The 24,715-nt window shown below is 67.4% G+C and carries 18 protein-coding genes and 1 pseudogene; 2 read left to right on the top strand and 17 right to left on the bottom strand.

What is annotated here, in order from left to right; genetic code table 11:
* Positions 1 to 99 precede the first annotated feature (99 nt).
* The 15 genes and pseudogenes from fadD32 to glf all read right to left on the bottom strand — a co-directional run bounded on the left by fadD32 (position 100) and on the right by glf (position 20,669).
* Positions 100 to 2,022, bottom strand: coding sequence for a long-chain-fatty-acid--AMP ligase FadD32 (gene fadD32 / locus ACFRAQ_RS24125; protein ID WP_379103204.1), 1,923 nt, complete (start codon positions 2,020 to 2,022; stop codon positions 100 to 102).
* Positions 2,023 to 2,437: 415 nt separating this feature from the next.
* Positions 2,438 to 3,421, bottom strand: coding sequence for a cutinase family protein (locus ACFRAQ_RS24120; RefSeq protein WP_379103202.1), 984 nt, complete (start codon positions 3,419 to 3,421; stop codon positions 2,438 to 2,440).
* Positions 3,418 to 3,933 (bottom strand): DUF732 domain-containing protein, encoded by a 516-nt coding sequence (locus ACFRAQ_RS24115; RefSeq protein WP_379103200.1) that lies wholly within the window; start codon positions 3,931 to 3,933, stop codon positions 3,418 to 3,420. The genes ACFRAQ_RS24120 and ACFRAQ_RS24115 overlap by 4 nt, the downstream gene beginning before the upstream one ends.
* Before the next feature lie 514 nt (positions 3,934 to 4,447).
* Positions 4,448 to 6,232 (bottom strand): annotated as a pseudogene (locus ACFRAQ_RS24110) (alpha/beta hydrolase-fold protein); the annotation flags it as partial.
* A gap of 142 nt (positions 6,233 to 6,374) precedes the next feature.
* Entirely contained in the window at positions 6,375 to 7,400 is a 1,026-nt protein-coding gene (locus ACFRAQ_RS24105; protein WP_379103198.1) for an alpha/beta hydrolase, read from the bottom strand.
* A gap of 136 nt (positions 7,401 to 7,536) precedes the next feature.
* Positions 7,537 to 8,547 carry an alpha/beta hydrolase gene (locus tag ACFRAQ_RS24100; RefSeq protein WP_379103196.1) on the bottom strand — a complete coding sequence of 337 codons (1,011 nt, stop codon included), beginning with the start codon at positions 8,545 to 8,547 and terminating at the stop codon, positions 7,537 to 7,539.
* An 87-nt stretch (positions 8,548 to 8,634) separates the two neighbouring features.
* Positions 8,635 to 9,594: an alpha/beta hydrolase family protein gene (locus ACFRAQ_RS24095; protein WP_357275140.1), complete on the bottom strand. Its 960-nt coding sequence runs from the start codon at positions 9,592 to 9,594 to the stop codon at positions 8,635 to 8,637.
* Between the two features lie 586 nt (positions 9,595 to 10,180).
* Entirely contained in the window at positions 10,181 to 11,227 is a 1,047-nt protein-coding gene (locus ACFRAQ_RS24090) for an alpha/beta hydrolase (RefSeq protein WP_379103193.1), read from the bottom strand.
* Between the two features lie 173 nt (positions 11,228 to 11,400).
* Positions 11,401 to 12,489, bottom strand: coding sequence for an alpha/beta hydrolase (locus ACFRAQ_RS24085; RefSeq protein ID WP_379103191.1), 1,089 nt, complete (start codon positions 12,487 to 12,489; stop codon positions 11,401 to 11,403).
* A 204-nt stretch (positions 12,490 to 12,693) separates the two neighbouring features.
* On the bottom strand, positions 12,694 to 13,674 hold the full coding sequence (locus tag ACFRAQ_RS24080; protein WP_379103189.1) for an alpha/beta hydrolase: 981 nt from the start codon (positions 13,672 to 13,674) through the stop codon (positions 12,694 to 12,696).
* Positions 13,675 to 13,990: 316 nt separating this feature from the next.
* Positions 13,991 to 15,916: a flagellar motor control protein ZomB gene (gene zomB / locus ACFRAQ_RS24075; RefSeq protein WP_379103769.1), complete on the bottom strand. Its 1,926-nt coding sequence runs from the start codon at positions 15,914 to 15,916 to the stop codon at positions 13,991 to 13,993.
* 46 nt (positions 15,917 to 15,962) lie between these two features.
* Positions 15,963 to 16,910: a decaprenyl-phosphate phosphoribosyltransferase gene (locus ACFRAQ_RS24070; RefSeq protein ID WP_379103187.1), complete on the bottom strand. Its 948-nt coding sequence runs from the start codon at positions 16,908 to 16,910 to the stop codon at positions 15,963 to 15,965.
* A 26-nt stretch (positions 16,911 to 16,936) separates the two neighbouring features.
* On the bottom strand, positions 16,937 to 17,521 hold the full coding sequence (locus ACFRAQ_RS24065; RefSeq protein ID WP_357275130.1) for a phosphatase PAP2 family protein: 585 nt from the start codon (positions 17,519 to 17,521) through the stop codon (positions 16,937 to 16,939).
* The gene (locus tag ACFRAQ_RS24060) at positions 17,518 to 19,473 is read right to left on the bottom strand and encodes a glycosyltransferase (RefSeq protein ID WP_379103184.1); all 1,956 of its coding nucleotides are present in this window, start codon (positions 19,471 to 19,473) and stop codon (positions 17,518 to 17,520) included. Before ACFRAQ_RS24060 ends, ACFRAQ_RS24065 begins: the two co-directional genes overlap by 4 nt.
* Positions 19,473 to 20,669 carry a UDP-galactopyranose mutase gene (gene glf / locus ACFRAQ_RS24055; protein ID WP_379103182.1) on the bottom strand — a complete coding sequence of 399 codons (1,197 nt, stop codon included), beginning with the start codon at positions 20,667 to 20,669 and terminating at the stop codon, positions 19,473 to 19,475. Before glf ends, ACFRAQ_RS24060 begins: the two co-directional genes overlap by 1 nt.
* Before the next feature lie 322 nt (positions 20,670 to 20,991).
* On the opposite strand from glf, the gene ACFRAQ_RS24050 reads away from it, so the two are divergent.
* Positions 20,992 to 22,215, top strand: coding sequence for a hypothetical protein (locus ACFRAQ_RS24050; protein ID WP_379103180.1), 1,224 nt, complete (start codon positions 20,992 to 20,994; stop codon positions 22,213 to 22,215).
* 116 nt (positions 22,216 to 22,331) lie between these two features.
* On the opposite strand, the gene ACFRAQ_RS24045 is transcribed toward ACFRAQ_RS24050, so the two are convergent.
* Both ACFRAQ_RS24045 and ACFRAQ_RS24040 read right to left on the bottom strand, forming a co-directional pair.
* Complete coding sequence (locus ACFRAQ_RS24045; RefSeq protein ID WP_379103178.1) at positions 22,332 to 23,087, bottom strand: MerR family transcriptional regulator; 756 nt, start codon at positions 23,085 to 23,087, stop codon at positions 22,332 to 22,334.
* Positions 23,088 to 23,200: 113 nt separating this feature from the next.
* On the bottom strand, positions 23,201 to 23,653 hold the full coding sequence (locus ACFRAQ_RS24040) for a DUF4189 domain-containing protein (RefSeq protein ID WP_379103176.1): 453 nt from the start codon (positions 23,651 to 23,653) through the stop codon (positions 23,201 to 23,203).
* 269 nt (positions 23,654 to 23,922) lie between these two features.
* On the opposite strand from ACFRAQ_RS24040, the gene ACFRAQ_RS24035 reads away from it, so the two are divergent.
* Positions 23,923 to 24,654 carry a S1 family peptidase gene (locus ACFRAQ_RS24035; protein ID WP_357088207.1) on the top strand — a complete coding sequence of 244 codons (732 nt, stop codon included), beginning with the start codon at positions 23,923 to 23,925 and terminating at the stop codon, positions 24,652 to 24,654.
* Positions 24,655 to 24,715: the final 61 nt, after the last annotated feature.

The raw sequence follows: 24,715 nt of genomic DNA, 5'->3' as shown, positions 1-24,715 counted from the left end.
CCTCAAGCTACCTGTCTGCTTACGGTGCGCGGCGGTGTTTTCATGCATGAATGGCGCGAACCTTATCGGCTCGCGCCATCCAACTTCGAGACGGTCGTCTCACTCCTCGTCTGGTGCATCGGGGAAGGCCTGCTGCGTGTAACCACCACGCAGGGTCCCGCCCATATATTCCGCCTTGCAGGCGCGACGCGCGATCTTGCCGCTGGAGGTACGCGGAATCGACCCGGCGGGAACGAGGAGGATGTCACGAGCGGTGACACCGTGCCGGGAGGAGATGGCCGCGCGGACCGCGTCGGCGATGGGGGCCGGATCGGCTTTGCCCGCGCCCGGACCGCGCTCGGCCACGATCACCAGCTGTTCGCTGGCATCGTCGGCGTCGTAGCTCAGACCGGAGTGGCTGTCCTGCGCGAAGACCTCGGCGGGCAGCTGGTTGGCCGGTACCGCGAAGGCGGCGACGAAACCGGGACGCAGCATGGTCGAGGCTTCCTGCGCGGAGTACTCGAGGTCCTGCGGGTAGTGGTTGCGGCCGTCCACGATGACCAGGTCCTTGACGCGGCCGGTGATGTACAGCTCGCCGTCCACGTAGACGCCGTAGTCACCGGTGCGCAGCCAGTTGCCGTCCAGCGGGACGTCGCCCGCCTTGCTGCCCTCGGGCAGGCGGTTGGTGAGACGGTTCCGGAAGGTCTTCTGGGTCTCCTCGGCGCGGCCCCAGTAGCCGATGCCGATGTTGTTGCCGTGCAACCAGATCTCGCCGACCTCGCCCTCGGGGAGCTCACGCGCGCCCTCGGGATTGTCGACGGTCTCCGGGTCCACGATCGCGCCCCACTGCGACAGCGAGACGTAACCGCACGACACCTGCGCGATGGAGTTCTCGGTGCCCTGCTCGACCTTCACCACGCGACCGGCGTTGAGCTCGGTGCGGTCCACGTAGATGACCTTGGCCTCGTCCTCGTGCCGGGTGGCCGACACGAACAGGGTGGCCTCGGCCATGCCGTAGCACGGCTTGATGGCGGTCTTGGGCAGACCGTACGGCGCGAACGCCTCGTTGAACTTCTTCATCGAGGTGGTGGTCACCGGCTCGGAGCCGTTGATCAGGCCGAGCACGTTCGACAGGTCCAGCGACTCGCCCGCCTTGGGCAGGCCACGCACGGCGGCGTGCTCGAACGCGAAGTTCGGTGCGGCGGCGAAGGTTCCGGCGCCGTCGGAGACCGCGGCCAGCTCGTTGATCCAGCGCGACGGGCGGCGCACGAAGGAGGCCGGGGACATGATGGTGATGTACTTGCCGCCCACGGCGGGCAGGATCACCGTCAGCAGACCCATGTCGTGGTACAGCGGCAGCCAGGTCACGCCGCGCGAGTTCTCGTTCAGATCCAGCGCGTTCACCATCTGCAGCACATTGGTGCCGACACCGCGGTGGGTGATCTCGACGCCGGCCGGCACGCGCGTGGAGCCGGATGTGTACTGCAGGTACGCGATGTCGTCGACGCGAATGTCGGGGCGGATCCAGGACTCACCGACACTATCGGGGATGGCGTCGACCGCGATGATGCGCGGGCGCTGGGCCGCGGGCAGCGAGCGGAAGAACTGCCGCACGCCGGCGGCGGAGGAGCTCGCGGTCAGGATCGCGGAGGGCGTGCAGTCGCCGAGCACGGCGTGCAGCCGGTCGGTGTGGCCCGGCTCGTCCGGATCGAACAGCGGCACCGAGATGGTGCCCGCGTAGATCGCCGCGAAGAAGGAGATGACGTAATCCAGGCCCTGCGGGGCCAGGATGGCGACCCGATCGCCCCGCTTGGTCACCTGCTGCAGTCGGGCGGCCACCGCGCGCAGCCGGGTGCCGAACTGGCTCCAAGTGAGGTCCTGGTACTCACCGTCGCGCTCGCGTGAGTAGTCGATGTAGCGGTAGGCAAGGTCGTTCGCGTCATTGCCCGCAGTGTGCATCTCGACGTAGTCGACGAGGGTACGTCCCTCGGGAATCGTGATGTTCCCCGTTTCGTCGAGGTAATCGTCGAAAGTCTCGTCCATTCCTTCTTCTCCTCCGAGGCACACGCGGCATGGAACGGCTGCTTTGCCGCTGTTACCTGTGAGGCCCCGACTGTGTTCGCCCGCGGGAGCTCCATGGGAGAGCCAACCTGCAGAATTTCGTTGCGGTCTGCGCGGTGACCGTCTATTGGCTAGATGTTCTCGAGCCAGGGACATGTTACAGAGGAGCGATCCGGCCATGCGTCGGAGCGGCCGAACATCTCCCAGCTCACACCACTGGACTATGGCTTCACCGGCGCGAATGCCTCCAAATGGGTGGGGAGCGCCCCGGATAGGACACAACTAGGACAGGGATGTGAGTTGCCGCACCCACCGGGTCTCGGCAGTGTCGCAACCCGGAGCACTTTACCGGGTGACCCCCAAACTGGGGGGTTGGTCGGCGGGGGTCACCATTCACTCACGAATGTGCTGGGTGCGGGGCGTTTTCGATGAGACCGGAGGCCCAGTTCACCGCCCACTGGGTGGCGGTGGTCCCGTTGTCGTCCACCTGGTAGCCGTTGTAGAGGCTGTGGACGGGGTTACCCGCGGCCTTGACCAGGATGTTCAGGCTCCCGAGGATGTTGCCGGGGTTGAGCGCCTGCCGGGGCGAATCACAGATCAAATCGCCTGCGGCGCAGATGGTGAAGGCCCGGTCGGACAGCTTGCCGAAGCCGCCGCGCGGCCCGGTCATGGTGATGCCCGGCACGTTCAGGCCCCGCAGCGCGACCTCCGCGCCGACGCCCGCCGGGGACGGTCCGATGGCCGTGGCCTCGCCCGGGTCGCCGATATCGCGGCGGCCGTCGGCGATGGTGGTCACACCCAGCACCAGGTCCTCGGGCACCGGGCCCTTGCCCGCGCCGATCTGCGCGGCCACGTCACCCGCGATCACCGCGCCCTGCGAGAAGCCCGCCAGCACGAAGGTGGTGAGCGGGCAGTCGGCGTGGGTCATGGCCAGCTTCTCCGAAGCCCGCTTGGCGCCCTCGGACCGGCTGTTGTTGTACGACGCCTGCCCGTCCGGCGGAATGGCGACCGGATTCGAGAACTGGGCGACGTAGGGAACGGTGTAGACCTCGAGCCGTTCGTTCGGGAACTTGGCCCGAATCGGGTTGGAGATGTTCAACATCAGCGACGCCGGGTTCGCGGTCGGGTTGTAGGGGTCGTCGGTGGCGTTCGACTCCCAGGTGCCCGGAATGGACAGCAGCAACACATCCGGGCAGGCGGCCGGCTGCGAACTCGGACGGGTGGGTCCCGGCGGCTTGGGGCCGGGCAGCCGCAGCCGGCCGGCCAGCAGGTACCACAGCAGCAGCGCCACCACGACCACGATCACGATCGCGGCGATGGCGAGGAGCAGGCAACCTACGGGCCGGGTCCGGCGTCGTCCGTTTCGGCGTCGTGTCGTCACTTGTTGCAGTAGCTCTTCGTGGCGACGTCGTAGTAGGTCTTACCCGCCTGCTCGACCGACATCTTGGCCGGATCGAAGGCCGGGTCGGAGCCGGCGATGGCGGTCACGTACGTGATGATCTGGTCCTGCGGCGCGTTCTCCGCCTTGCCCTGGCAGACCAGATTCGCCGCGGTGATGGCGATGTCCGAGGAGCCCGGGGTGATGCCGGCCTTCTTCAGCTCCTCGAGGAAGCCCTTCTCCTTGTCCGTCAGCGCCGGGGAACCGGGCGGCGTGGTCAGGAACTGGCTCGGGATCGGGTCCGGGCGCTCGGAGGTCCCGCCGTCGGGCGCGGCCGAGGGGGCCTGCTGATCGGCCGACGGCGTGGCGGCACCGGAGGCGGCGGCCGTGGTCTTGGTGGCGCTCAGCGTGGGAGTGCTCTTGGCGGTCGAGTCGTTGCTACCGCACGCGGCGAGCAGGCCGGCGGCGGCGAGGGCGGCCACCACGCCGAATACCTTTCCACGGGTTCCGTGCATCTATTCGCATCCTATTTCTGTCCAAGGGCAAAGGTCGCCCCCAGGCTAGCCGCAACCCGGACGCGGAGCCCGAACCACAACGGACCCTCATCCGTTTCTTAGGGCCGATTAGGGCCTGTTCGTCGGAAAAGTCTCAGTTGGGACGGACTTCAGGGCCCAGCGCGGGGATGGGCGCCGGGGCCGGCGGTTCGGCCGGAGTGGGTTCCGGGGCCGGGACGGGAGCCGCCGCCGGAGCCGGAACCGCGGCGGGGACCCCGGCCGGAGCCGGAGCGGCGGCCGGAGCCGGAGCCGGCGCGGGGGCGGGGGCGGGGGCGGCTGCCGCCGGAGCGGGGGCGGGCGCCGCGGGGGCAGGTGCGGCCGCCGCCGGGACGGGAACCTCGGCCGGGGACGGAGCCGGGGCGTTCGCGGGAGCCGGAGCCGGGGTGGCGGCCGGAGCCGCCGCCGGGGCCGGGTCGGGTTTGGGGGCCTCGCTGCCGGGGATGGCGATGGGCCGCCCGTCGAAGGTGGCCGCGACGGCGCGCCCGTCGCGGATGGTGATGGTGCCGCCCTGGAAGGTCTGCTGCAGGCCGCCCGGGGACTGCCCCTCGTCGGAGATCGGGAAGCCGAGCGGTCCGTTCTCGAATCCGGTTGCGCCCCAGGCGTCCATGATCTGGCCGGTGCGCACGGCCCAGGCGCCCGAGAGCGGGCTCCAGTAGATATTGCCGCCCTCGAAGGCGCTGTAGCGGCCGAAGTCGCGCAGCCCCTGCTCACCGCTGGTCGGGAAACCGTAAGGGCCGCTCTCGAATCCGAGTTGGGAGTATTTGCCCAGGATCAGGCCCTGCACCAGGTGCGCGCCGGTCTTGGCGGTGAAGTACACCGGTCCGTTCTCGAAACTCTGGACCACGCCGTCCTTCTGGGGCGTGCGCGCCTCCTGCCCGTTCGGGTAGCCCGCGGGGCCTTGCTCGAAGCCCTGCCGGGCCCATTCGCCGAGGATCGCGCCGCGCACCGCCTGGGCCCCGGTCTGCGGGGTCCAGTAGATGGATCCGTTCTGGAAGTGCTGCACCCGGCCGCGGCCGTCGGGCAGCCCGCCCTCGCCGCCGGTCGGGAAGCCGAGAGCGCCGCTCGCGCCGTCCAGTCCGGCGTAGCTGCCGCCGATCGCGCCCGCGACCGGCTGTGCGCCGGTGCCCTGGGAGAACATCACCCGGCCGCCGCGGAAGTCCTGGCCGACGCCACCGGTCATCGGGTATTCGCCGGTCAGGCAGTCGCCGAGCCAGTTGTTGCCCTGCACCACCGGGGCGATCGCGCCGCCGGTCCTGCAGTTGGGCGGGGTGGAGTCCACGCCGAGCGCGGCCGCCGTCTGCGGCCAGGCCTGACGCATCTCGAAGTCCCAGTACGGCCAGGTGTGGGTGCCGGAGGGGCGGTAGTTCACGGAGACCGGGATGTTCAGCTTGTTGAGCTTGGCCACGAAGTTCTGGGTGCTCAGCCGCGACAGCACCTCGAGCCCGAGGCCCGCGTAGTTGGTGCTGATGCCGGGAATGTCGGACAGCGGGTCGGTGGCGCCCGCGACGCCGTTACCGCTGGAGACGTACAGCGCGGTGCCCTTGAGCTTCTCGGCCTGCTCGTAGGGGTCGTGTTCCTTCCACGCCGCGCTGGAGGGCGGACCGAACATCTTCGACGAGTCGAAGCCGCCCGCGTCGTGCATGGCGAAGTTGACCGCCTGCGGCATGCCCAGCGAGGTCAGGGTCAGGAATCCGGAGTAGGAGGACGCCGAGCGGACCCAGCCCGGATTGCGCGCGGCCAGCATCATGGCGGCGGTGCCGCCCATCGAGAGGCCCTCCACCGCACGCACATCGGTGGCCCGGAACTGGTTCTCCAGCAGCGGCGGGAGTTCCTTCACCAGGAAGGTCTCCCACTGGTAGTTGTGGCCGTTGTCGGGGGCCAGCCAGTCGGCGTAGAAGCTGGACTGGCCGCCGATGGGCAGCACCACCAGGGCGTTCTTGTCGGCGTAGAAGCCGGCCGCACCCGCGTCCTTGGTCCAGCCGTTCTCGTCGTCGGTCGCGCGCAGGCCGTCGAGCATGTAGACGACCGGGAATTTGGCGTCCGGTTTGGTGTTCCAGTCACGCGGCAGCAAAAGCTGAATCTGCAGTGGGGAACCGGTCGCGGGGGAGTTCACCCACACATTGACCCGGTGGTCGTTCAGCCAGTTCATCTTCTGGACCGAGGCCGCCGGAGCCGGGGCCTCGGGGGCGGCGCTTGCCACCCCCGGCACTAAGAAAGTGCCCGCTGCCAGCGGAAATACCGCCGCCATGGCGCATGCCATCCTACGCATGCGCCCTGTTCTGATCCCACGGACAACTCCAGCCACATTAGTGTTGTACCTCCGGAACCGTGTGAGTTCCGGTAGGACACACGCAAATCTGCCGTTCCGCAGCAAACGCCCAGTTGCCGGTCCGGGCCGAGCGTCAAGCCCCCAGCGCGGCCAGGATGTCGGGCCGGGCGTCGGCCAGCTGGTCCTGCCAGTAGCCCCAGGAGTGGGTGCCCTGAACCGGCAGGTTGTAGTGCGCGCCGATGCCCAGCTGTTCCATCCGGCCGATGAACGACATGGTGTTCACCATCGACAAGGACTCCAGCGCAACGGCATTCACGGTGTTGAACGTGCCGATCGCCGAGTCCGGATTGTCGTGCGGGCCGAGCACGCCCCACGAGGCGGAGATGTACAGCGGCAGGTTGCGCAGCTGCGGCGCGAATACGAACGGGTCCATGCGCAGCCACTGCGGACTCCACGGCCAGGCCATCGAATCCACGTCGAAACGGCCCGCGTCGAGCATGGCGATCCGGATCGCCTCCCGCATACCGGGCGCGGAGATGTTCAGGTAGCCCGAGAACGAGGACGCGTGTTTGAACTGGTCGCGGTGGTAGGCGGCCAGCGCCAGTGCCGCCGAGCCGCCCATGGACAGTCCGGCCACCGCGTTGTTGGTGCGGGAGACGCCGTAGCCCTCGAGGAACGCCGGCAGCTCCTCGGTCAGGAAGGTCTCCCACTTGTAGGTGAGCTTCTGCCCGTTGGTCGAGGAGGGCGCGCGCCAGTCCGTATAGAAGCTGGACTGACCGCCGACCGGCATCACCAGGGTGACGTTGTCCTCGGCGAACTGTTTCAAGGCATCCGTCTCGAAAGTCCAGGCATTGAAGTCATTTCGGGCACGAAGCCCGTCGAGCAGGTACAGCGCGGCGTTGCCGCCGTGCCGCGCCCACTGCACCTGAACCTTGATCGGGCCCATGCTCGAGGGCACGTACAGCTCCTCGAATCCGCCCTCGGGAGTGCGATGCACCGGGTGCGTGGGCATGGCGGCCGCGGGCCCGGCCAATGCCGGGAGCGCGGCCACCGCCAGGGCCGTGACCAGGGCGCGCCGCCAGAACCTCCGGACGCGAGCGCGCGTGGTGAGCCGAACCGAACCGTGCTGTGGGCATGACGAAGCGCCCTGTACTGCCATAGAGATCGATCTCCTGAACCGCAGGGGGGAACCACACCGACGTGACGGGAGTCACGGACAACGGTGCACTCTACAGTCGGCTCGGAGGTATCGGAGGGAACCGGCGGGTATCCCGTTCAGCAGGCGTGTATTTCGATCACTGCTCCACGCCGAGCGCGGCCGCGACCTGCGGCCAGGACTGTCGCATCTCGAAATCCCAGTACGGCCAAGCGTGCGTGCCGGCCGCCCGGTAGTTCACCGAGACCGGAATGCTCAATTTGTCGAGTTTCGCGGCGAATTGCCGGGATGACATGCGCGCCAGGATCTCCAGCGCCGTACCCGACCAGTCGGTACTCACGCCGGGGACCGTGGCGCCACCCCGGACACCCCCGGACCCACTGCCGCTGGAGATGTAGAGGCTGACGCCCTTGAGCCGTTCGGCCAGCTCATAGGGATCGTGCGCGGACCACTCCGCGGCGCCCGGCGGCCCCCACATGAAGTCGGCGTTGTTCTCCCCCGCCGCCCGCTGCGCGAGCTGGATCGCCTGCGGCATACCGATAGTCGTGGCCGTGAGCAGCCCGGAGAACGAGGCCGCGAAACGCGCGAAGCCCTTGTTCCGCGCGGCCAGCGTCATGGCGGCCGAACCACCCATCGACAGCCCAGCGATGCCGCGCACATCGGTGGTGCGCCAGTCGCGTTCGAGCAGCGGCGGTAATTCCTTGGTGAGGAACGTTTCCCACCGATTGGTCTTGCCTTCCGAAGCCTGTCTCCAATCGGTGTAGTAGCTCGCCGCGCCACCGACGGGCAGGGCGACCACCACGTTCTTGTCAGCGTAGAACGACTGTGCCCCAGCCTCTTTCGTCCATCCGCTCTCCTGATCGCCGGCCCGCGTTCCGTCCAGCAGGAACAGCACCGGGAACTTGGCGGCGGGCCGCGCGTCCCAATCGCGCGGCAGCAACAGCTGCACCTGCACCCGCCCGCGCATGGCGGGCGAATCCACCCACAGCGCAACACGTCTCGCGCCCAGCGGGGTGACCTGACTGATGACGGGCGCCGCGGCGGGCGCCGGCTCCGCGGCGGCCGGAGCGCCGGTGAGCACTATCGCGACGGCCGCCGCGATGGCGACCGTCCCCCTGATCCGGCACGAGCGCCGTCGTCGCGATACCACCTGTGCCACATTAGCTTTCGAACCCGTCCGGGAAACGGCGAATGCCGGTCACCCCGAGGGGTGACCGGCATTCGGGCTATCGGAAGATCAGATCGCGTGCAGCGCCTGCAGGATGCCGATGCGGGACTTCCACAGCTCGGCCTCCCAGTACTTCCAGGAGTGGGTGCCGGTGGCCGGGAAGTCGAAGTCCGCCGGGATGCCCAGCTGCGCCAGGCGGGCCTGGAACGAGCGGGTGTTGAGCAGGCAGACCGCCTCGATGCCCATACCGACGCCGGTGTCGAACACCGCGCCGACATTGGCCGGCCGGTCGAACTCACCGGGCAGCGCGCCACCGGCCGAGATACGCATCGGCAGGCCACGCAGCTGCGGGGCGAACACGAACGGGTCCATGCGCAGCCACTGCGGGCTCCACGGCGGCGCCATCGAGTCGATGTTGTAGGCGCCCCAGCGCAGGACGGCCACGCGCAGGGCCTCCCGCATACCGGGGGCGGAGACGTTCAGCGCGCCGGAGTACGAGCCGGCCCACTTGAACTGGTCGCGGTGGAAGGCGGCCAGCGCGAGCGCGGCGCCACCGCTCATCGACAGACCGACGACCGCGTTGTTGGTGCGGGAGACGCCGTAGCCCTCGAGGAAGGCGGGCAGCTCCTTGGTCAGGAAGGTCTCCCACTTGTAGGTGAACTTCTGGCCGTTGGTGTTACTCGGGGCCAGCCAGTCGGTGTAGAAGCTGGACTGACCACCGACCGGCATCACCAGGGTGATGTCGTCGTTCGAGAACTGCTGGTTGGCGTTGGTCTCGAAGCTCCACGCGTTGCGGTCGTCACGCGCGGCCATGCCGTCGAGCATGTAGAGCGCGCCGTTGCCGCCGTTGCGGGCCCACTGGACCTGGACCTTGATCGGGCCCATGCTCGAGGGAACCATCAGGTCCTCGGTGGCGCCCGGGTTCATCCGGTGGGTGATGCCATGAGCGGGCAGGGCCTGCGCCGGAGCGCCGCCCACCACCACCGGCAGTGCGAGAGCGGCGACCGATGCGACCAGCGTCCGCCTCATCCATGTACCCGCACCGCGTGTCGGACGCGCCGCAGTACTCCCCCCGTTCCTGCCGAACCTCATGAATCCTGCTTTCTTTTACTCCGGCTACTTCGCTGCTGACGGCCAACCCGCCCCATGAGTGCAGCCGACATCGGCCGCGACATCACCGGACAGCGAGATCCCCGACAACCTCATCAGATTGGTTCCGCGTGACAATATGTCACGGAGCCCACTCTCGGCAACAGGACCGAATGATCTTTCGGCACAATGAGAAACACGCCGACTCCCGAGTGTCGCGGCACTGACGGGAAGCGCATCCGACGCGTACACGAACTCGCATTTCACCTATGCGCAAACAGCGATTCGGTACCAGTGACTTGTGTCACTCACCTGCCTATTCGCCATTCCTATGACAACAGCTCAGCCGGTAATCGACAGCCCCCAATCCCGCTGGCCGGCAATCTCTCCGATGTGCCGGGCAATGCCTCCGATGCGCTCCGACCAGGCACGACAAAACAGCGGCATGAGACTCGGTCTCATGCCGCTGATCGAACATCGGGCGAACTCGTGTCGAACCGTGTTGCGGTGGCGCGGATTTCGGACGTCAGCCGATATTCGCCGACATGTCCGGAATCATCCGGTACGCGTCGTCCTGCCAGTTGGTCCAGGCGTGCAGTCCGGCGGGCGGGAAGTCGTAGACCACGTTGCTCGCGCCGAGCGTCATCATGCGGACCTGGAACGCGCGGGTATTGGCCAGCGCCAACGCCTCCAGCGGGGTGCCGCGGACGATGCGGTCGGCGGCCGCGCCGAACGGAATCTGGAGGTCCTGCTGCATCGGCAGGCCGCTGCCGGCCGAGACCCAGACGCGAGTGTTGTTCGCGATCAGGGTGGGCGCGAAGACGAAGGGATCCATGCGCAACCACTGCGGACCCCACGGCGGCGCCATGCAGTCGACGTTGTAACCGCCGGCGTCGATCATGGCCGCGCGAATGCCCTCGCGCATACCCGGCGCGGAAATGTTCAGATAACCGGAGAATGATCCGGCGAAACTGAATTGGTCGGCGTGGTACGCCGACAAGGTGAGCGCGGCACTGCCGCCCATCGACAATCCGAACACGCCATTGCGATTCGGATTGAAGCCCAGGCGATCCCGCAATGCCCAGCGCAGCTGATTGGTGAGCAGCGATTCCCAGGTGTAGCGGTAGCTCTTGCCCTCACCGCCGCCCAGCGCCTCGGTCATGCCGGATCCGGAATTCGCCGCGGACGAGCCGCTGCCGGGCCGCAGGCCGAAGAACGAACTGGGTGAATCCCAGTCCGCGTAGAAGCTGGACTGGCCGCCGACCGGCATCACCACATTGATGTTCCAGCTCTGCAGGACCTCGGCGACATTGGTGTTGATCTCCCAGCCGTTCAGGTCGCCCTGGGCGCGTTCGCCGTCGAGCACGTAGACGACGCGGTTGGTATTGCCGTCGGCGGCGCGGAAGATCCGGGACTTGATCGGGCCCATCTCGGGAGAATCGACCCAGAAGTCGAATCCCGACGGATTGAATCCGGCTGATGCGGGCGGGGAGACGACCACCCCGGCGCCTAATGGCAGCAGCATCGCCGTCGCGATACCCAGCACAGTTCGTTTGAAGCCACGCACCAGCATCGACCCAGCCTCTCATCGGAGCACAGACGATCCAGCAGAACGATCTTCTCTTCGAAACTGCTCAAGTATCGGACGTCCGCGTCGGCGTGTCGGGCGTGTCGACGCACGAGTCCCCCGGGCGAGTCCAGATCTTGACCTACGCCCGGGGGACTTTACGCGCTGAGCGCGGTTTTCTAGCCGATGTTGTTGGAGAGGTCCGGGATCATGCGGTAGACCTCGGCCTCCCAGTTCCGCCAGTTGTGCACACCGCTGGCCGGGAAGTCGTAGGTGACGTTCTGCGCGCCCAGGGTGGCCATCCGGACCTGGAAGGCCCGGGTGTTGGCGAGCGCGAGCGCCTCCAGCGGCATGCCCTGGATCACCGACATGACGCCGGAGACGTCGCCGGCGGCCGGGATGGCGCTGGCGGCGGAGATCCACAGGCGGGTGTTGTTGGCGATCAGGCGCGGCGCGAACACGAACGGGTCCATGCGCAGCCACTGCTGACCCCACGGCGGGGCCATCGAGTCCACGTTGTAGCCGCCGGCGTCGATCATGGCGACGCGGATGGCCTCACGCATGCCCGGCGCGGAGACGTTCAGGTAGCCGGAGAACGAGCCCGCGTAGCTGAACTGGTCCGGGTGGTAGGCGGCCAGGGTCAGCGCGCCCGAACCACCCATGGACAGGCCGAACACGCCGTTGCGGTTGGGGTTGAAGCCCAGCCGGTCACGCAGCGCGTTGCGCAGGTCCTGGGTGATGAAGGTTTCCCAGGTGTAGCGGTAGCTCTTGCCGGGGCCGCCGGCGAACAGGCCGAACGCGCCGGAACCCGACTGCGAGCCCGAGGCGGAACCCGAGGAGGAACCGGCCGAGCCGCTGCCGCCGCCGATGCCGAGGATGGAGCTGGGCTCGGCCCAGTCGGCGTAGAAGCTGGACTCGCCGCCGACCGGCATGACCACGTTGATGTTCGCGGCGGTCAGCGCGCGGACGACCTCGGTGTCGTTCTCCCAGCCGTTGAGGATCTGGGTGGCACGCATGCCGTCGAGGGCGTAGACGACCCGCGAGGTGTTGCCGTCAGCGGCACGGAAGACACGGGTCTTGACCGGGCCCATGCTGGCCGAGTCGACCCAGAAGTCGAACCCGGAGGGGTTGAAGGCGGCGTGCGCGACGCCGCTGACTCCGGCCACCGACGCGCCCAGGGGAACCATGAGGGCCGCGGCGAGCCCGAGTGCCGATCGTTTCAACCATCCGCCGCCCATCACTGGACGTCTAACCCACTCGCCTCGCATGCCTTCGTCCGGCCTTTCGTGTCCTGTTCATTCCGTGCAATCCCGCCGGTTCGGTCATCGCCCGGCGGAAGGTCTCGGGGAGCCTATCGTGCGTTAGCGAACTGTTCGTTATCGGTTTGTGACAGAAGTGACGGGCGCCACATTTTTCCGGAAATGTGCCCTGAGCTGCTCATTAATACAGGACTCGAGACAAAACCCGGCTCGTCACCCGATGTGTGAGGAGAGATCGGGCAATTGCTTGATAAGTTGCGGCTCCCAGGTGTGCCAGTTGTGGATGCCGGTGGGCGGGAAGTCGTAGGCGACATTGCCGAGACCGACAACGGCCAAGCGGGCCTGGAACATCCGGGTGCTCGCCAGCGCCACCGCCTCGATGCCCATGCCCTCCTTGGTCGCCATCGCGGAGATGTCACCGCCACCCGGAATGGCGCTCGCCGCGGAGATCCACAGCCGGGTGTTGTTGGCCTTCAACCGCGTTGCGAACACGGCCGGATCGAGGTGCTGCCATTTGGCCTCCGACGAAGCCAGGGCATCCACGTTGTAACCGCCGCAGTCCAGCATCGCGGCGCGGATCGCCGCCCGCATGCCGGGCGTGCTCATATTCGGCACACCCGAATTCGAACTGGCGTAACTGAACTGGTCCGGGTGGAAGGCCGCCAGCATGAGCGCGGCACTGCCGCTCATGGACACGCCGACCACGCCGTTGCGGTTCGGACTGAAGCCCAGCCGATCCCGCAGCGCGTTGCGCAGGTCGCTGGTGATGAAGGTTTCCCACTTGTAGGTGTAGGACTTGCCCGGACCACCCGAGAACACCGACGAGGCGCCGGAACCGGTCACGTCGCCCGGCGCGGTGCCGGGCTTCATGCCCAGGAAGGTGCTGGGCTGGGTCCAGTCGGCGTAGAAGCTGGACGCGCCGCCGACCGGCATCACCACATTGATATTGGCGTCCATCAACGCCTGGGCGACGTTGGTCTCGATCTCCCAGCCGTTGAGGTCCTCGCGGGCGCGCATGCCGTCGAGCAGGTAGACCACGCGATTGGTGTTGCCGTCATTGGCGCGGAAGACGCGCGACTTGATCGGGCCCATCGCGGAATCCACGTAGAAATCGAAACCGGCCGGATTCAGAGCCGCCTGCGCGGTGCCGCCGGTGCCGGCGACCGACGCGCCGAACGGCAGCATCAGCGCCATGGCCAGGCCGAATGTCGCCCTCGTGAACCACGCTCGCCGCGGTCGAGTTCCCCGTTTCCCACGCACAGTGGTGGCAGCGCTAGGCATCGTGTTGTTCCGGCCCTTCCAAACTCATGACATCCGCTGTGACACATAGGAAGATCACCCGCAGCGGCCTGCCGAGTAGCGTATCGCGGAACCCCCCACCAGGCGTTACCTAATTGAGACAGAATTTCAAATTTCATCTTCAGTTCGTGACAAAACGCCCAAACTAATTGCTCGACAGCGCAAAGCAGCCCCGTATCCGCGGAGGATACGGGGCTGCCGTGTGGACCGGTTACTTCGGCGGCTCGGTCGGGTCGACCAATCCGCAGCGCTGGATCTCGTACTTCGGGACCCGATCGATCCGGTACTTGGCGAAATCGAGCGACTGCACCACGTTGTGCCGCCAGCGGTCGAAGGTCAGCGGCCCGCGCACCGAGGCCAGCATGTCCTGGGTGGCGGGGCAGGACAGCGCCGTTCGCGCCTGAGTGGTCCACTTCTCGTCCAGGAACCACGGCATCCACGGATGCTTGTCCACCATGCCGGTGTCCACGACCACCCAGTCGGAGTAGAGGTTCTTGTCATGGCCGATGCGGCCGTCGGTCAGCCGATCGGTGTGCGAGGCAAGCGGATACGCCAGGCCCATCTGATCGATGACCCGGACGTTCAGCGGCACGTTCATGCTGGTCATGCCGAGATTCAGGAAGAACACCACGTGCTCCTGATTGCCCTCGGGGACCGGCGCGGGCACCAGATACCAGTTCGTGAACGAGGGCGAGCTGAGCAGCAGCGCGCCGTCCGGCGAATTCCCGATGTCCCGGACCATGGCGCGAATGCGCGGATAGTCCAGGTAGTCCTCGGCGCGGATCGGGTGATCGTGGCCGGTGTTGAGCACGTAGTAGATGCGCTCGTCCACGATGCCGTTGGCCCGGATCTTGGTGCCGGTCGTGATGGCGGTGGTGTCGGCCGCGAACAGCGCCCACCCCGTGGTTCCGGCGAACGCGGCCAGCACGATCACGAAAGCCCAGTCCATGCGGCGCATTCCGGTCGCGCCCGCCGCCACCGTGCGCGGCAGCCGCAGCGGCAGCACCGCGACGGGCAGGATCAGGCAGAACACCTGCGGCAGCAGCATGCGACCGTGCATGAAGTCGCCGCCGACCCGGATCTCGTAGACGGTGAGCACGAATCCGCTGCCCAGCATGAGCGTGACCACCGCGGCGGGGGTCCGCAGCCAGTGGCTGAAACTGTCAATCCGCCCGCGCCATCCGGGTTTCCGGGATTCGCCCGTGGGATCGGACCCGGAGAGTTGGTCGCGGCGCTGCCGCCCGACCACCACACCGGCCACCAGCAGCACCAGCAGCGGCAACCACAGCCAGTACGGCCCGACCAGATCCCAGAGATACGCCAGGCCCTGGCCCCACTTCGCGCCGCCGGCGTCCTTGGCCACCGCGGTGTTCGGGTAGGGCAGGCCGTAGTAACCCATCCGCCAGATCTGGTACGCCACGGGCAGCAGACCCGCGACCGCCACGATCAGCACCCGGAACAGCCAGGGCCGCAAACGGGTCTCGGGCACCGGGGCGCAGAACAGCATGAGCAGCGCGAGCGCGCCGACCAGTGTCATCTCCGGGCGGATCAGCGGGGCCAATCCGGCGAAGAAGACGAGTGCGAGAAAGCCCGCGGGGCGCACCTTCTCGGCCTGACTCCAGCGCACCATCCCCCACCAGAGCACCGCCAGCCAGAAGATGACGAGGCAGGACTCCAGTCCGGAGGTGGCGTAGTCGCGCGCCGGCGGCAGGGCGATGTAGACCAGCACGCCCGCGGGAAGCAGCAGCGCGGAACCCGTTCCGCCCCACAGCCGGGCGGTGCCGAGCATCGCGAACACGATGGCCAGCACCGACAGTGTGAGCGCGATCCCGAGCACCACGTATTCCAGCCGGGCCTGGGTCAGCCAGCTGAAGAAGTAGACGATGTAGGTCCAGGCGGTGCTGGTATTGGCCTCGACGCGTTCGTCGACATTGAAGACCGGACCGTTGCCCGCCAGCAGGTTTCGCACCGTGCGGAGAACGATCAGGCCGTCGTCGGCGATCCAGCGCCGCTGCCACGCACCGGCCGCGAACAGTGTCGCGGTCAGTGCGATCCCACCGATGAACGTGGCTCGGGATAGTCGCGAGGCACCGCGCGCGGAGTCATCCGCACGCCGACGGGCGCGACCGACCGGCAATTGTGCCGTCGGCGCGCCCGTCTCTCGCTCTTCTCCCTCTACCACGTCAGGTGAGATAGACAGCGACACCCAGAGCTCCGATCAAGGCGACTGCGAGGAACTGGAGGACCCGGTCCCCCAGGGCGATCTCTTCCGGCTCACCCGCTTCGCCGCCGTCGACATCCACCGCGTACCGCATGATGGCGATGACGAACGGGATCATGGAGATGGCGAACCAGATGGTGTCCTTGGCGCGATCCTGCTCGAACGCCCACAGACCGTAGAACACGACGACCGCGGTGGCCGACAGGGTCCAGACGAAACGCAGGTAGGTCGGCGTGTAGTACTCCAGCGACTTGCGGATCTTCGCGCCGGTGTCGAGCGCGTACTTCAGTTCGGCGTAGCGCTTTCCGGCCGCCATGAACAGCGAACCGAACGCCATGATCAGCAGGAACCACTGGGACAGACGGATATCCGAGGAAACGCCGCCGGCGACCGCGCGCAGCAGGAAGCCCGACGACACGATGCAGATGTCCAGCACCGCCTGGTGCTTGAGGCCGAAGCAATACGCCAGCTGAATGCCGACGTAGACCGCCATCACCACGGCCAGATGCCAATTCGCCGCGAAGGACAGCAGGATCGAGCCGATCAGCAGCACCGCCGAGAGCGCGTAGGCCAGGTTCACCGGCACCACGCCGGCCGCGATGGGCCGGAAACGCTTGGTGGGGTGGGCCCGGTCGGCCTCCACGTCGAGGGCGTCGTTGACCAGGTAGATGCCCGACGCGGCCATGCAGAACACCACGAAGGCGAGAGCCACGTGGCCGAGCACCGACACATCGCTGATCACCAGATCGCCCGCGGCGGTCTTGCCCGCGGCCAGCGGCGCGGCCAGGACCAGCACGTTCTTGATCCACTGACGCGGGCGCATGGCCTTGATCAAGCCGCCGCCCAACGTCTTCGGCGGTCCCTTGATGACCGCCTCTGCTAGGTCGGTGCTGGTCGGCTCTTCGCTCATGTCAACGATGGCTTCTTCCTGGGCGGTCACTTCGCGAGTCTCTTTTCGGCGGCGAGCACGGCGGCGGCTGATGCTGCGCCCAGCGCGGAACCCGCCAGCACGTCGGAGGGGTAATGCACACCGAGGACCACCCGCGAGAGCAGCATCGGCGGGACGAGCACCGCAGGCAAGGGTAGCCCGGTCAGTCGGCCGAGCAACACAGCCGCCGCGGTGGTCGAGGTGGCGTGCGAGGACGGGAAGCTGAGCTTCGACGGCGTCGACACGTTGACCTGCACGGACGGATCGTTCGGACGGGGGCGGCGGACCACCCGCTTGATCACCACCGACGCGGCGTGCGCGCCGAACGCGCCGACCGCGACCCCGGCCCACTGGCGGCGGCGCGGCTTGTCGACCAGCGCACCGACCGCGGCGATGCCGATCCAGCCCAGCGAGTGCTCACCGAAATGGGACATGCCGCGGGCGGCCTTCACGACCGCCGGGTTCTGTCCGATGGTGCCCTGCACCAGGTTGAGAATCTTGACCTCGGCCGGGGGTGCGGCCGGAGTCGCCGGCGCGTCCGGGACCGCGTGCAGTCCGCGGTCCACGCCGGAAGCTGGCTGTGCAGCCGTCATTTGGGCTCATTCCTCGTCTGGGCGGCGGAAGCGTCGATACCGAAGACGTTCTCCCACGCGGCCTGGCTGGTGAGATGCGCGTGCGCGCGACGATACTGCTCGCGCACCTCCGGGAAGCGCTCGGCCAGCTCCTTCCGCAGGCGCATGGCCTCGGTGAAAAGCTCCTTGGCCTTGCGCGGATCCCGCTTACGGTAGACGACGCCGCGGCCGTCGGCGGTGGTGACGGTGACTCCGTCGACCTGCGAGAGCAGGAACCAGCGCGCGTCCAGGGTCGGCACGTTCAGCTGCGGGGTGTCGTGATGCTTCGGGTTGGCCTTGCGGAAGTTGTGCAGCACGCCCTTGCCGAGGCGCACCACCTTGGCGATCGGGTTGCCCGGCTCGCCGACCGCGCCGACCTCGGCCCGCGAGGCCAGGGGCAGTTCGGTGGAGGACGGCACCACGACCGCGTCCGGGTATTCCTTGCGCATGGCGTGCACCTTGCCGAGCGCGGTCGGCAGCAGCTCGAACAGCTTCTCCGGTCCGGCGAGGTAGTCGCGGATCGCCTCGTTCTGGATGGCGACCGTCGAATACTCCAGGCACAGCAGGTGTTTCAGCGTGGCCTTGACGGTGTTGACCACCATCGGGCGGCCGTCGTTGGGCAGGTGCAGCGAGGCGACGACCAGGCGGTTGCGCAGGTGGAAGTAGGCCTGCCAGTCGATGGCGTCGTCCTTGTCGGACCAGGCCATGTGCCACACCGCGGCACCCGGCAGGGTGACCGTCGGGTAGCCGTGTTCCCTTGCGCGCAAACCGTATTCGGCGTCGTCCCACTTGAGGAACAGCGGCAGCGGCTGCCCGATCTCCTCGGCCACCCGGCGCGGGATGACGCAGGTCCACCAGCCGTTGAAATCGACGTCGATGCGCCGGTGCAGCAGCTTGGAGTTGTCGCGGTCGCGCAGCGGGTTCTTGGCGAAGTCGTGGTCGTACTCGACATTGGGGGCCGCGGTCCACATGAAGATGGAGCGGTCCACCACCTCGCCCATCACGTGCAGGTGCGAGCGCTCCTGCAGGTTGAGCATCTGGCCGCCGGTCAGGATGGGCGACTTGGCGAAACGCGAGAAGGCCAGGGCCCGCAGGATGCAGTCCGGCTCGATCTCGATGTCATCGTCCATATAGACGATGTACTCGGCGTCGGTGGTCTCGAGCGCCTCGTACATGACACGGCTGTAGCCGCCGGAACCGCCGAGGTTCGGCTGGTCGTGGATGGCGAGGCGACCGGCCAGGCGGGCCGCGGCCTCGGCGAATCCGGGCTCGTCCACGACCTTCTTGGTGCCCTGGTCGGGGATGATGACGGCCTGGATCTTCTCCAGCACCAGCGGGTCGGAGCCCAGCGCGGTCAGCGTCTTGACCGCGTCGGTGGGGCGGTTGAAGGTCGGCATGCCGACGGCGATGCTGCCCTCACCCGGCGCCTCGATGGGCGCGTACCAGCCGCCGCTGCGCATTTCGACGTGGCTGTCGGTGGTGATGTCGAACCAGATCCAGCCGCCGTCCTCGAACGGGCCCAGATCCACTTCGAACTCGACGAAGTCCGCGGCGGCCGCGCCCTCGCCCGGCGTGCTGAACTCGTTGCCCTGCACGTGGATTCGGGAGCCGTCGGCCTTGGAGCGATAGACGTCGACGCGGCCGTGGCCGGACAGTTCCAGCCGCAGCACCACCGACTTCAGCACGCTCCAGCGCCGCCAGTAGCTGGCCGGGACCGCGTTGAAGTAGGTGCAGAACGACACCTCCGACTCCGCGCCGATGGCCAGCGCGGTGCGCGTGATGGCGTGCGCGCGACGGGAATTGGTGTCGGATTCCTCGAGGTACAGCTTGCGGACGTCCAGCGGCTCACCCGGCCGGGGCAGGATGATGCGCTGGAGCAGGGATACGGCGCGAGTCTCGGTGCTCATGTCTTCCCGCGTGAGTTGGGCGGTCATCAGGCCTCATCCACCAGCGGCGCACCGGATTCCAGGTGCGGGCGCAGCACGTTGTCGAACATGCTGAGCGCGGCGCCGATGGCCATGTGCATGTCCAGGTACTGGTAGGTGCCCAGGCGGCCACCGAACAGCACCTTGGCCGAAGCGGTTTCGGCCTTGGCGCGCTCGCGGTAGGCGAGCACCTTGGCGCGGTCTTCGGGGGTGTTGATGGGGTAGTACGGTTCGTCGCCGGTCTGGGCGAAGCGCGAGAACTCGCGCATGATGACCGTCTTGTCGGCCGGGTAGTTGTCGCGCTCGGGGTGGAAGTGGCGCGGCTCGATGATGCGGGTGAAGGGGACGTCCGCATCGTTGTAGTTCATCACCGGGATGCCCTGGAAGTCACCGGTTTCCAGCACCTCGGTCTCGAAATCGATGGTGCGCCAGCCGAGTTCGCCCTCGCTGTAGTCGAAGTAGTGGTCCAGCGGGCCGGTGTAGACGACCGGGGCGTCCGGGCTCTGGGCGCGGACCTCGTCGCGCACGTCGAACCAGTCGGTGTCCAGGCGCACCTCGATGTTCGGGTTCTCGGCCATCTTCGTCAGCCACGCGGTGTAGCCGTCCTTGGGCAGACCCTCGTAGGTGTCGTTGAAGTAGCGGCTGTCGAAGGTGTAGCGGACCGGCAGCCGGGTGATGATGTTCGCCGGCAGCTCCTTGGGATCGGTCTGCCACTGCTTGGCCGTGTAGTCGCGGATGAACGCCTCGTAGAGCGGGCGGCCGATCAGCGAGATGCCCTTCTCCTCGAGATTGGTCACCTCGTCGCCGGCGACCTCCGCCGACTGTTCGGCGATCAGCGCACGCGCCTCGTCCGGGGTGTAGTAGCGGCCGAAGAACTGGGAGATCATGCCCAGCCCCATGGGCAGCGGGTACGCCTGGCCCTTGTGCAGGCCGAAGACGCGATGCTGGTAGTTCGTGAACTCGGTGAACTGGTTCACGTAGTCCCACACCCGCTTGTTGGAGGTGTGGAAGAGGTGGGCACCGTACTTGTGGATCTCGATGCCGGTTTCGGGGTCCGCCTCCGAGTAGGCGTTACCGCCCAGGTGGTAGCGGCGTTCGACCACCAGGACTCGCTTGCCGAGCAGGTTGGCGGTGCGTTCCGCGATGGTCAGCCCGAAGAAGCCGGAGCCGACAACGATCAGATCGAAGGGGGATGCGACGGTCACGGTCGCCCAGACTACCGGCACTCCCGCAGGACGCGCGTGGGCTGTGTTCTATTGCCCTCCGCTTCGCTCCGGGCGGGTTCGCGGCCCTGTTACCTCGTTCTTCCCTCCTCCGCTCCTCCGCTTCGCTCCCCCGCTCCGTCAGTCCAGAACGAGGCGGGCCGCGAACTGCGAGTATTGCGCCTCACAAGTTGCGAGGTTTTCGCTCAGCGTTCATGAAACGCTGACTGTCGCGCAATGCGGGCTGTATTACATATCGACTCGATTTGTAACACCGACCAGTTTGTTGCCGCGTGATTGCGCGATCCCTCGAAAGACCATCTACATGCGCCTCGCTCGATTCGCCCCGCTCATCGGGGCCCTGTCCATCACCGCCATCCTCGGCACCGCCGCCCTCGTCCCGGGTGCGGCGCCCGCGCGCGCCGACGAGGGCGACGCGCTCGCGGCAACCCAGATCGCCGACGCCGGCGAGGTCTGCGGCAAGCCTGCGGCAACTTTCGACGACGTCATCACCGCGGCCGCCACGGCCATTCGCACGGTGGTTCCGGCCGAGCAGCAGACCGCCTACGACCGCTCGGTCGAGGATTTCCGGCAGAACGTCGCGTCGATCCACGTGCATCGCAACGGGCTGCCGCTGGGGCCGGACGAGGTCAATGACCGCACCCAGTTCCTCGACGACCCGATCGTCACCTACATCGTCAACAACCTGGACGCCGTCAAGACCGGCAACCTGCACAAGACCATCGCGCTCTCGCAGCTGAAGGTGCGCGACGTGGTCGAGGTGTTCATTCTCGCTACCCGCATCGTGAAGATCCCCGCCCAGTTCGCGGCCAGCCTGGTGCCGACCGTCGGCTTCGTGCTCAAGCCGGTGGTGGGCGCGCTGTTCAACGGCGTGAAGTCGCTGGCGCGGTCGGTGCAGTCGCAGCTGTCGCTGGGCTGCACTGCCCAAGGCACGTATCAGAAGCTGCGGCTGGAGCTGCCCGACGAGCGCGTGGACGTGCCGCAGCCGCTCATCGACCTGGCCAACCAGCTCACCAAGGCCGACGGCACCTGCACCACGCTGGCCGAACTGAAGACCGGCGATCTGGTCGAGCGCACCCGCACGTTCCTCACCACCGCCGCCGGGCTGCCCGTCGATCCGGCGTCGGTGAACGCCAATGCCGATGCGCTGCAAGGCTTCCTGCACGAGAACCGGGTCGCCGACATCATGATGCTGCGCCGCACCGAGCAGCTCGGCCCGATCGTGGACGCGCTGGACTACGGGCCGCTGACCTTCCTGGCCAACCTGGGCTTCGACATCTACGAGGGCCGCGCCCTCAACACCGTCGCATTGGCGGATGTGAAGGTGGAGAACCTCTTCTCGCTCATCACCTTCGCCCTCGACACCACCAGCCTGCTGCTCACCGCGGGTACGACGATCGCCGGATTCACCGGGGTGGCCTCGGCCGTCACGACCCCGCTGAGCATGGCCCAGACCATCGCCTTCGCGCCCACCACCTACGGCGCGCCGATCCTGCGCGGTGTCCTGCAGTCGATGTGCGCGGCCTGACCGCCTAGGAAATGCTCTTGATCGAGCACTGACCTGAAACAGCCGCCCGGTCGAAAGACCGGGCGGCTGTTCACTTCTCGGCCCACTCGCCGCGGCCGGAGCTCACTGCCCGAGGACTACAGCCGGGCGGCGGAGTACACCCGCATCGCGTCACGGACGTACGCGGCGGTGCCGTCGCCGTGCTTGTCGTAGTTCTTCGCGAAGCGCGGGTCGGCGACGTACATGTCGCCGAGACCGTTGAAGTACTGGGCGGTCACGGGACCGCCGGTCGGGGAGGCACCGAGCCAGTCGTAGTGGCGCTGCACGATCGCCTGCGCCTCGTCGCTGTCCGCCGGGAGGCCCGCGGCGTGGGCGCGGCCGTAGTCGGCGGCGATATCGAGGTGGGTCTGGAGGTGAGCCTTCTGCTCCGCCTCGCTCATGGCGTTCCACCACTTGTTGCCGCTGTCCCAGGCGTTCTTGCCCCAGCGTTCGATGACCTCGTCCTTGTACTGGGCGTGGTCGAATCCGTCGAATACCTCGTCTGCCATCAGTTCTTCACCTGCTTCCGTCTTGCGCAATGTTGTTTGCACCGAGGCGATCTGGCGCGCGATCCGGTCCTGCTCGTTTTTCAGCAATTCCAGATGGGTGCGCAGGGCGGCGGCGGTGTCCTTTTGCCCGGCGAGCACTTCGGCGATGGCCGGCAGGCCGAGACCGAGCTCGCGGAGTAAAAGGATGCGCTGCAACCGGACGAGGGATTCCTGGTCGTAATAGCGGTAACCGTTCGACCCGATCCGGCTCGGCGGCAATAACCCGAGCTCACCGTAATGCCGCAGGGTGCGGCTGGTGGTTCGGGCGACTGCGGCCAATTGCTGGATGGACCATTCGGTTGCCACGTTCCGGCCTTTCGTATCCTCTCGTTCTCCTCGACGAATTCAGGATGCAAGTTGACGCAGCGTCAAGGTCAAGCCCCGACCAGTATGCGCCGGTCGGGGCTTGCTCGAGGGGCTTACGCGCCGGCGGTGCACTCGCTGTAGCGCACGTGCACGGACTGCTTCGGCGGGGCCGAGCTGCCGAACATGGCCGGCGGGGACGGCATCCAGTTGGTGAGCCGGTCCATGGCGTCGCGCTCGGCCTCGGCACGGTTGCGGCCCGAACCGCCGTAGTAGTAGGAGTGGTCGGCGCTCTCGGCGATGGCGCCGCAGCCGTTGGCGAACTGCACCATCACCTTGCAGCCGCGGTGGGCGCACTTGTTCAGCGCGGCCGCGTCGGAAGCGCCCCAGCTCGGGTAGTTCCACGCGGCGCCGTAGAAGGTGCCGCCGTCGGTGCTCAGCGCGAGCGTGCCGTAGAGCGATCCATCCGGTCCCCGCTCGGCATTGGCGGTACCGGCCCCCAGCGACGTCACCAGCACGGCGGCCGCGGAAACGAACATGGTCAAGGCGAGCTTGCCCGAGAAAGCCATTCGAATTCTCCCCAATTTCGCAGCGGCCGCTGCGCATGGGCCGCTACTGCTCTCGGTGGTGCGATCACCACTGCCGGATTTCTATCACGGGCCACCGACACGACCAAGTCAGTTTCCGCCGGAACCGGCTGCCGGGCATAGCTTTTCCGAATAGCTCCGGAAGTGGGGACTTGCCAATCACTTGCGGGCGTGACATGCTCCACGCGCGCGCCCCCGGACTCCCGAATTCGGCGCGCTGGAATCGTTTTTCGTGGGATGGGGAAAACCTGATGAAGTCTGCGGGCCGCGCCCGAGTTCTGCACTGGGCGGCCGCGGCCGTCACTGCGGTGAGCTCCACCCTCCTGTTCGCCGGCTCCGCGGACGCCGCCCCGGTGGTGACGCTCGGCGGTGGCTCCGGCGTCTACGTCGAAGACCTCCAGGACGCCACCTCGGTCAGCGAGTGCACCATCACCGCGATGGGCTACGACAACAAGAACCAGCTGGTCGGACTGACCGCGGGCCACTGCGGTGAGGTCGGCGCGCGCATCGCGGCCGAGTACACCCGCTCCGGCGGTATCGGCGTCATCGCCGAGAAGGACGAGGAGATGGACTGGGCCATCATCGTCTTCAACGCCGACCGGGTGATTCCGACCCGTCAGGTCGCGCAGTCGGTCATCAACTCGGTCGGCGCGCCGCCGCAGATCGGCGAGAACGTCTGCAAGAACGGCCGCACCACCGGTTTCACCTGTGGTCCGGTGTGGGAGACCAAGTCCACCTACTTCCGTAGCCAGGTGTGTGCCAACCACGGTGACTCGGGCGCGCCCGTCCTGCGCGGCGACCAACTGGTCGGCATGGTGGTGGCGGGCACCGACTTCCGGGCCGGGCCGATCACCATCGAACTGCCGCTGTGCACCGGTGGCGGCAACCTGATCCACGAGCCGGAGCTGGCCACCAACATCACCACGGTGCTGGCCGACATCGACCGCCACGGCGGAGCGGGCGCGGGTTTCCGCGTGGCGTAAGCACTTCGAGCCGGGTAATCGGCGAACACCGCGGGGCGTGACCGGATCATCGGTCACGCCC

The organism is Nocardia sp. NPDC056611 (assembly GCF_042792755.1).
In the GTDB taxonomy this organism is placed as follows: Bacteria; Actinomycetota; Actinomycetes; order Mycobacteriales; family Mycobacteriaceae; genus Nocardia.
Note: the sequence above shows the minus strand (reverse complement) of the source record. Positions and strands in the feature narration are given on the sequence as shown.